The following is a 9343-nucleotide window of genomic DNA, read 5'->3' on the forward strand; positions in this document are numbered from 1 at the left end:
GGCGCATAATACTTAAGTAGGGTTTGAGATGAAAGGTTTTCATTATTCCATATTAGCAATTGCGTGTGCATCGACATTTTTACCGACAACAATTTATGCAGCAGAAACCGCTGAAGCGAACAGTAACATTGAGCGGATAACGGTTTATGGTAGACAAAACCAAGTGGTGATGAACTCGGGATTAGCAACCAAGTCTAATATGTCACTCATGGAAACGCCTGCGGCAGTGGTTATTGTTGATGAAGAACTGATTCAAGCACAAGGTGTCGATAATCTACAGGATTTGATACGTAATATTAGTGGTGTTACTCAAGCAGGTAATAACTATGGCATCGGTGATAATTTAGTTATTCGTGGTCTAGGTGCTAATTACACCTATGATGGTATGTATGGTGGTGCTGGACTGGGTAATTCATTTAACCCTACTCGCTCATTGACCAATGTTGAATCTGTAGAGGTCTTAAAAGGACCTGCGACTGGGCTTTATGGCATGGGCAGCGCGGGTGGTGTGATTAACCTTATAGAGAAAAAGCCAAAATTTGAGTCTTCAAATGAGTTTACTGCTGAAATGGGTCAATGGGACACCTATTCATTTTTTGTCGATAGCACGGGCGGGATCACAGACAATCTAGCTTACCGAGTTGTAGCGAAAAGTGCTCGTAGTGATGGTTTCCGTGAGATTGGTACTGATAGAGATGAGGTTTACACTTCTTTAAAATATATCATGAGTGATAGCCAAGATCTTATGTTATCAGCAACTTATATTAAAGATGCTATTGCCGTTGATTCAATTGGTCATCCTATCCGGATTTTTAATTCTGATTCTGTAGACGGCAAAGGAGCTGGAGACGTTAGTTGGGAAGATCTAATTAATGACCCGAATAACGCAGGGCTTCAATTAACTGATGCGCAGCGGCAACAGCTAGCAGGTTCGCTTTCAAGTAGTGACGGCCAAACACCATATGCTTTTGGTCATGCGGGGATTATCTCTCCAATGGCAAAAGATAATGAAGGCGAAGAGCTACGCTTTAAGTTAACCCATAATATCTATTTAAACGATAATCTCTTTCTAAATCAACAATTACAATACCGTGACTATACCTCAGGCTTTGCTCGTCAAACAGGTGCTTATAACTATGTTTATTGGGACCGACGCGGCAAGATAAATGAAGATCCACGGGCACCATTAGTCGAAAATGGCGTGTTATATCCATTTGCAGGGCGTCGCCAGGAATATCGTAAAGTAGAAGCCGATGAAACGTCATGGCAGTATTTTGCCGATCTTCGTTATGATTTTGAAATTGGCAACATGGAAAATGAATTATTAGTCAATGCTAACTTTGAAGATAGAGATATCAGAGTTAAGCAATATTCAATATATGATGCTGATAAAGTGATTAAGAACAAAGCAGGTGACACTATTTATCAGGGTGCTCTGCCTTATATTTATGATATTCGTAATCCCAATTGGGCGAAAGGGAGCTTTGAAGATCACGACCCGTTGTTGACGAGTAACTATACTAAAAAGGTTAATGCTTGGGGCGTAGGTCTGCAACATGTAGGATATTTTGATTATGGCTTTACCACTCGTATTGGTGTGGCATTTAATGATATTAAGCAAACTTATCAGCATTTAGGAGTTGATTCTAGATATTCATCAAGTAGAGCTGAACCGAAAGATAAAGCTGATACTAATGATGACGGAATTACTTATAACCTGGGTGTGACTTACATGCCTACAGATGATATCTCTTTTTTCTATAATCATTCAAAAGGTCGTACTGCATATAGCATATTAGGAAGCCTTACTGGTGAGGTTACTGATCGAAAAGATTCTGAATCTGTTAGTGATGACTTAGGTATTAGGTATAAAGCCTTTGAAGATCAAATGTTAGCGTCATTAGTTTTCTTTAAGAGTGCGCGTACTAATTTACAGTACAGTAATCCTGACTATGAAGCTGGTATTTCAGCCCCTAATGTTGTCGAAAACTTCTATGACGGTAAAGAGGAAACAACCGGTGTAGAACTTGATTTAAATGCGCATATCAATGAGCAATGGATGGTTAACGTTAACGGTGTTTATCAAGATGCACGTGATAAAAAAGATCCTTACAGAAGTAGCTATGATACACGCCAGAAAGGTGTTCCTTATGTCACTGCAAGTGCATGGGTGACCTATGGTGCAGATTGGTTCACACTCGAAAGCCCAGTCAACATCAGTTTAGGTGCTAAATACGTCGATGATCGCAGTACTAACTCCGATTCATTTGGGATCCCTGATGGTTATGTGCCGAGCTACACCGTACTTGATTCTGCAATTAGCTATGATGTAGAACAATGGAAAATACAGCTCAATGTTAACAACCTCTTTAACGAAGAGTATTACAATAAAGCGATGTTCCTAGGCGGTATGCCCGGAGAAGAACGTAACGCCAAGTTGTCGTTAACTTACCGTTTGTAGCCGTAAATTAACCCTATAAAAATGCAGCCTTATGGCTGCATTTTTATTAATTAAAAGGCTACGAGCGTTATTATTTTAGTCAAATTCCTTACCCTTTTGTTTTCATCTGCCTAAATGAGTTGTGCGGTGTGTTTTATATTGAGATTAGTATTCGCTCTGTTTTGATTTCGCACTTTAATAATTCCTATGTTAGCTTAACCTTTAAATAACCGTTTGAAATGGATAGCATCGTTATGACAATCTCTTCGAAAACACCCATTGCACTTAGCTTATGCTTTTTGTTCACAGTGGCATTAAGTGGTAACGCCGTAGCTGCCAGCTTGAGTGACTCTGTTGATAAAGCGATGCCGAAACTTGAGGCGTTGTATCTGCATCTACATCAACATCCAGAGCTGTCCTTCCAAGAAAAAGCCACAAGTGCCCGCATGGCAAAAGAACTCGCCACGCTGGGGTTTGAAGTGACTGAGCAATTCGGTGGATATGGCGTTGTTGGGATATATAGAAATGGCGATGGGCCGACGGTCATGATAAGGGCTGATACCGACGGACTGCCCATCATAGAAGAGACGGGTAAACCATACGCTTCTACAGTGACGACTAAAGATGCGAGTAATAACATGGTAGGCATTATGCACGGCTGTGGGCACGATATTCATATGACCAGTCTGATTGGCACCGCGGAGCAGCTAGTGGCCAATAAAGCTGACTGGAAAGGCACCTTAATGATGGTGGCACAACCCGCAGAAGAGGTGGGTGGTGGCGCAAAAGCGATGCTTAAACAGGGCCTTTTTACTCAATTTCCCACACCTGATTACATCATCGGTTTGCATGTTAGCGCGGGGATCCCTGCCGGAAAGGTGGGTATTGCTCCAGGGTATGCTTTGGCTAATGTTGATTCAGTGGATATAAAAGTAAAAGGCAAGGGTGGACACGGCGCTTATCCGCATGCAACCAAAGATCCTGTTGTGTTAGCCTCTCGAATGGTGCTGGCACTGCAAACCATTTCGAGTCGAGAGATCTCACCGCTTGAGCCCAATGTGATCACCGTGGGTTCTATTCATGGTGGCTCGAAACACAATATTATTTCAGACGAAGTGAAGCTGCAGTTAACACTGCGGTCATATAATCCAGATGTGCGCTTGCAACAAATTGAAGCGCTTAAACGCCTTACTAGAGGGATTGCTATCAGTGCGGGCTTACCAGATGAGCTAATGCCTGAAGTGTATGTCCATGAAGAGGAAAGAATTCCCTCTACCTATAATGACCCCACACTGGCTGCCAATGTACAGTCGAGTATTGAGCAAGAACTTGGCGTTGAAAATGTGCTCAAGTCTGAGCCTGTAATGGCCGGAGAAGATTTTGGCTTATATGGTCTTACCGCTGAAAAGCGCCCCATCACCATCTTCTGGCTAGGCGCTGTGGATCCAGACTCGTACCAAATAAGTTTGGACAATGGATCCACATTACCTTCATTGCATTCGAGTCAATTTGCACCCGATTACCCACTTACGATCAATACCGGCGTTCGCGCCATGAGCCGCAGTGCGATGAACCTTTTTAATCATCATTGAGCTAAAGAGTTACCTAGTACCTTGTCGTTTGTTCTCTACTTTAGTCAGTAATGCCATTGTTTCAGGTTTTAAATCAATAAGGTCTTTTTGAGTCACAATCGCTACTGAACGTTGAATACTTTTATAGGCTTGTGAGTAGTTATGCTGTAGCAGTGCCAGTTGGGCCAAGTTATTCAAACCAATAACTTGGCCTGGTTGATAACCGACCATTTGATGGTAATCAACTGACAGCTGATATTGCTGTTTAGCGGCGGCATAGCGGCCCAGTCGTTGATTTACATGCCCGGCCCAAGCAGCGACATAAGCAAGGTAAAGCCAGTCTTGTGAATTTGCCGCACTCCTCCGGCTCTGAGATAGGGTGGATAGTGCGCGGGCTAGCTCCCCTTGCTCAATATAGCCTTTTGCCAATGTTAACCCTAATCGAGCTGACTCACGGCGGTTATCGGTTGATTCAGCATGTGTTAACGCTGCCGATACGATGTTGTTTGCGGCTACAAATTCTTGCTGCTTGAGCAGTATTTCTGCTATTTGTCTTTGGGCGATGAGATTGCCAGGATCCGAACTTAATAAAGTATCAAGAGTTTCACTCGCAGCAGTAGTTTCACTGTATTGCAGTTGTTTAAGGGCTAAAATAAGCAGCGGATTATTAAAATATGCTCGGCTTTTAATGCTGTTTGTATTGGCTTTAGCCTGGGTTTTATTATTAATAAGCTTAGCTAAATCAAGATACAGCGATTCAATATCGTCGGCTTGTATGTTGCCATTCTGATGCTGGCTAGGACCATATAAATTGAACTCTAGCTGGTAACGGTTATTGTGTTCAGTAATGGTGGATTCCACCACTAAAGAGGCACCCGATAAGGTGAGTAACTTGGTTACCTGCAAAGGACGGCTGTCTTCAATAAAGCTTGAGCTTTGAAGTACAAAGTTGATGACATCTTCAACTTGTAGAACAGGAAAGGCATTAGAATTATGGAGTTGAGCAATGAGACTTTCTTGATGGGCATATTGTTGCCAAAGAGGGTTGGTGGCACTCTGAGTTATTTTTACTGGGAGTATAATAATGGCGCCATTGTCTAAAGCCACTTGCTCATCGTGTGGATAATAAATGAAGCTTAAAAGTACTATAATTGCCAAAGCCGCCATTAATAATGGGATAGCTAACTTGCGTTGTTTTAGTGGTTCTGGATTTACAATCATAAATGCCTTTTATTGATTTTATCACTTAAGTATAACGTGTCAGTTGTTAAAACAATGACTTTAATAAAGGGAGCTAACTTGATCCTATCAAGAGCCTTCTCTTTAAGTTGAACTCGTTAATGGATTGATTCATTAACTTATTGATAACTAGCGTAACAATATTAGCGGGATGAGTCTTTCTATTTTATTTGAGTGAATACTATTAGCGCAATGAGGCCTGTAACGCAGCAGTTAAAGTATTAAGGCAATCTGAGCTAAATAAACTCGAAAGACTGTGTATCTATTTTATTATTTAATAATGGTTATATTTTAAGTGTAGTAAGCAACCTGTTAGCTGCGTTTAAGATACAGCAGGATAGTCAACCTTTTAAAGATCAACTATCCCGATAGTAAATTTTAAACGTTCCAAGGGTTCAGCGGTAACTTATTAGCGTCTTTATTCGCTTTGCTTTTTGAATCCTGTTGGCCGCTACGCTTTTTATCTGCTGCAGTATTTGCACTACGTTTAGGTTCTCGTTTTGCCGTATCTTGACTTTTTTCTGTCATTGTTTTGAACTTCGGTTTGAAATTCAATACCGATATTGGCACGTCTTTTTGAGGAGTAAAGCCGTCAATCTCTCTGCGCTCTATTAGTTTACCCAGTCGACTTTCAATCATGCATAAGTTTTTGAAATCATCTCTTGAAACCAAAGATACTGCTTGGCCATTGGCCCCAGCACGACCTGTACGACCAATACGGTGAATGTAGTCATCGGCTGGATAGGGCAGGTCATAGTTAATAACCAAAGGTAATTCATCAATGTCCAGACCACGGGCTGCAACGCCAGTGGCGACCAGTAATCCAATGTTGCCGGCTTTAAAGTCGGCCAATATCTTTTCTCGAACCTCTTGGCTTCTGCCACCATGGATACACTCGGCAGTAATGCCTCGCTTTTCGAGTTGGCTAACGAGTTTTGCAGCGCCTTGCTTGGTTTCGATAAAGATCAGCGCTTGCTGCCAATCATTTTCTTTAATTAAGTGGCTTAATAATGCTGATTTTTTATCTTTATCAACAGTGATGAGCCATTGTTCTATTTTGGGCTTGGAATCTGTATTGGCGATGACAGATATTTCAACGGGTCTGTCGACAGTGGTTTTTGCTAGTGCCTTAACTTGATGCGACAGCGTGGCTGAGAACAGCAGACTTTGTCTGTCTGTTGGCAACTTATCCATGATCTTGTCGATGTCTTCGATAAAGCCCATATCGAGCATTCTATCGGCTTCATCGAGTACTAAAATGTCTAGTTCATCAAAATGAATTGCCCGTTGGGTATACATATCAAGTAAGCGACCAGGTGTAGCGACCAGTATGTCCACGCCTTCTAGCAGGCCCTGTCGTTGTGGTTCGGCATCTACGCCGCCATACATAGCCATTGAAGTAAGGTCTAAGTGTTTACCGTACTGAGCTATATTCGCTTCAACCTGCACTGCCAGCTCGCGGGTCGGAGTGAGGATTAACGCTCTAATACGTTTTTTGCGCTGAGTTTGCGATTGGCTGAGTATTTGCAATATCGGCAGTACGAAGCTTGCGGTTTTACCGGTACCAGTTTGTGCGGCTGCAATCAGATTTCGGCCGCTTAAGATCACCGGAATACTCTTAGCTTGGATTGGGGTTGGGGTGGTGTAACCTTGTTCGGCTACAGCGGTAACGATTGGATTGCTTAATCCAAGCTTTGAAAACGGCATGGTGAGTCTCAGTTATCTATTGTGATGTTGCTTATTGCAGTTAAAGGCGGCGTGATGGCACTGCCACTATCTTTTATTATAACAGCATGTCGCGACTATCGGGTGATATTGTTATCTCAACATCGGCTATTTCATGGTGACCTTACCGCCAACAAATTTATAGGCCGGGGCGCCGCGGACGAGGGTGTCTCTGGCAAACACTTGCCCGCATTGAGGGCATGTACAGGGTGCGTTGGTATAATCGGTCACAATACGCTCTTTGAAGCATTTGACTAATGCACCTTTGCCCCCTTTTCGGTACTTATATAGTAGCACTCGACACTTAGCGCAGAATATCTCAACGGTTTGTGTCGGTCCTTTTTTATTTGGTTTTGCCATTAGTCATCTTTACAGTTTGCCCTTGTAGACAATTCTGCCATATCGAGCGATAAATGCAGCTACTTATTCGGTTTTTAATAGAAGGTTAGACTAATTTCAAATGGGTGTTTAACAAATCTGTAACCCAGTTTATGATGATCCATATACAGGAGTGCTATCACTACAGGAACGTAATGAAAAAAATAATAAAAATAACAGCAGTTAGCTTGCTTTCTATCGTGTTTATCGCCGCCGTAGGCGTTTATCTATTACTTTTTATGAGCTTACCAAAGCTGGATGCATCCATAGAAAGTGATGCCGTAAGTGATAATGTCAGTATTGAAAGAGACCGGTTAGGCACCGCAGTGGTCACGGCCAGCCATCGCCAAGATGCAGCCTACGGCTTAGGATATGCTCATGGGCAAGATCGCTTTTTTCAAATGGACCTCTTAAGACGTAATTCTGCTGGAGAACTATCAGAAATCTTTGGGGAAAAGGCACTTGAGTTAGACAAACGTCACCGTTTTCACCAATTAAGAAAGCGCGCCAATAACATTTTAAAAACGTTGCCAGAAGCGCACATCAAGACCTTAACCACTTATGCTCGAGGCGTGAATGACGCCGTTGCTGCTCAATCTATGAATGCTTTCGAGTATCTTGTGACAGGCGCGAATCCTCGTCCATGGGAGCCTGCGGATAGTTTACTGGTGATCTACAGTATGTACCTTGATTTGCAAGGAAATACGATTAAACGAGATTTGACGCTTACTCATATACAGTCGATATTTGGCGCTGAAATGGTGGCGTTTATTATTCAACCCAGCCAATATCAGGCGCCACTAGATGGCAGCTTAATCAGCTTAGCACCACCGTCTATCCCTCAGCTTTCGCCATTATATATCAGTCAGGCACTGCCAAAAGAGATTGCTGAACCGCTGGATATCGGCAGTAACAACTGGGCAGTAACTGGTGAGTTGACCCAAAATGGCAATGCCATGTTATCCGATGATATGCACCTGTCTTTTGCTGTGCCTATCATTTGGTATCGCGCTCAGCTTAATTATCAGCATAACGGTGAAGATATTAGTATTACCGGTGTTTCACTTCCAGGCGCTCCAGCGATTGTGGTTGGCAGTAATGGCCATGTGGCATGGGGTTTTACCAATGCCTATATTGATACCGCAGACTGGATTGAAATTGATGATGATACCGAACTGACCTTTGAAGATGAAGAGATAAGACTGCCTGATTCAGCGGTTGATTATAAGATCCCTATGTCTCGATTTGGCCCGGTAAAGCAGGTGTCTGAAAAGCGTTATGCACTCTCTTGGGTAGGGCATCAGGATTACGCTGTCGATATGTCACTCGTCGAGCTCGATAGCATCAAAGATGTGCAACAAGGCATCGCCATTGCTAGTAATATGGGCATTCCAGTGCAAAATATGATGCTAGTTGATACCGCTGGTAACGCAGCATGGAAGCCAGCTGGCGCTTTTCCATCAAGAACTAATCCCAGTGAGGTTGCAATAGCCGAGTCTGACTATCAAGCTGATAACTGGCTTATCGATCAAGTGGATTTACCTGAGGTTATTAATCCTGATACTCATCGGTTGTGGTCTGGAAACTCGCGTGTGGTGTCGACCAAGCAACACAAAGAGTTAGGCAATGGGGGTTACGCTCTTGGTGCTCGTAGTACGCAAATTCGAGACCGACTTTTTGCTGGAAAAGATTTTACTGTCGATGATTTTTACCAACTACAATTGGATAATGAAGCACGATTCTTACAGCCTTGGCAGCAACAGCTAATCACGGTGTTAAGTACTAAGCCCCAGCGTTTCGCTAAAGATATTGTTTATCTAAACAATTGGAAAGCATGTGCTTGTAGTGACTCAGTGGGTTACACCTTAGTCAGGCAATATAGACAACAGCTTATAGATACTACCTTTGCCCCTCTCGAAACTCAGTTGGCGCTTTCTTCGCTAAGTTTGTCGCCAGTTAAACGCGACCTAGAGCCTGCCATGTGGCAATT

At 42.8% G+C, this 9343-nt stretch carries 6 protein-coding genes; 3 read left to right on the plus strand and 3 right to left on the minus strand.

Annotation, left to right across the window (positions count from 1 at the left end; genetic code table 11):
- Nucleotides 1-28: 28 nt before the first annotated feature.
- Nucleotides 29-2461, plus strand: coding sequence for a TonB-dependent receptor (locus tag CXF82_RS09770; RefSeq protein ID WP_102044102.1), 2433 nt, complete (start codon nt 29-31; stop codon nt 2459-2461).
- Between the two features lie 233 nt (nt 2462-2694).
- On the plus strand, nt 2695-4032 hold the full coding sequence (locus CXF82_RS09775; protein WP_102044103.1) for a M20 metallopeptidase family protein: 1338 nt from the start codon (nt 2695-2697) through the stop codon (nt 4030-4032).
- A gap of 9 nt (nt 4033-4041) precedes the next feature.
- On the opposite strand, the gene CXF82_RS09780 is transcribed toward CXF82_RS09775, so the two are convergent.
- The 3 genes from CXF82_RS09780 to CXF82_RS09790 all read right to left on the minus strand — a co-directional run bounded on the left by CXF82_RS09780 (nt 4042) and on the right by CXF82_RS09790 (nt 7335).
- Nucleotides 4042-5232 carry a tetratricopeptide repeat protein gene (locus tag CXF82_RS09780; RefSeq protein WP_102044104.1) on the minus strand — a complete coding sequence of 397 codons (1191 nt, stop codon included), beginning with the start codon at nt 5230-5232 and terminating at the stop codon, nt 4042-4044.
- A 396-nt stretch (nt 5233-5628) separates the two neighbouring features.
- Nucleotides 5629-6957, minus strand: a complete 1329-nt coding sequence (locus CXF82_RS09785; RefSeq protein WP_102044105.1) for a DEAD/DEAH box helicase — start codon at nt 6955-6957, stop codon at nt 5629-5631.
- 126 nt (nt 6958-7083) lie between these two features.
- A complete protein-coding gene (locus tag CXF82_RS09790; RefSeq protein ID WP_101092692.1) occupies nt 7084-7335 on the minus strand; it encodes a hypothetical protein in 252 nt (83 codons plus the stop codon).
- A 173-nt stretch (nt 7336-7508) separates the two neighbouring features.
- Here CXF82_RS09790 and CXF82_RS09795 point away from each other — a divergent pair.
- On the plus strand, nt 7509-9343 hold a 1835-nt coding region (locus CXF82_RS09795), incomplete at its 3' end, for a penicillin acylase family protein (protein ID WP_102044106.1).

Source organism: Shewanella sp. GutDb-MelDb (genome assembly GCF_002836075.1).
Lineage (GTDB): Bacteria > Pseudomonadota > Gammaproteobacteria > Enterobacterales > Shewanellaceae > Shewanella.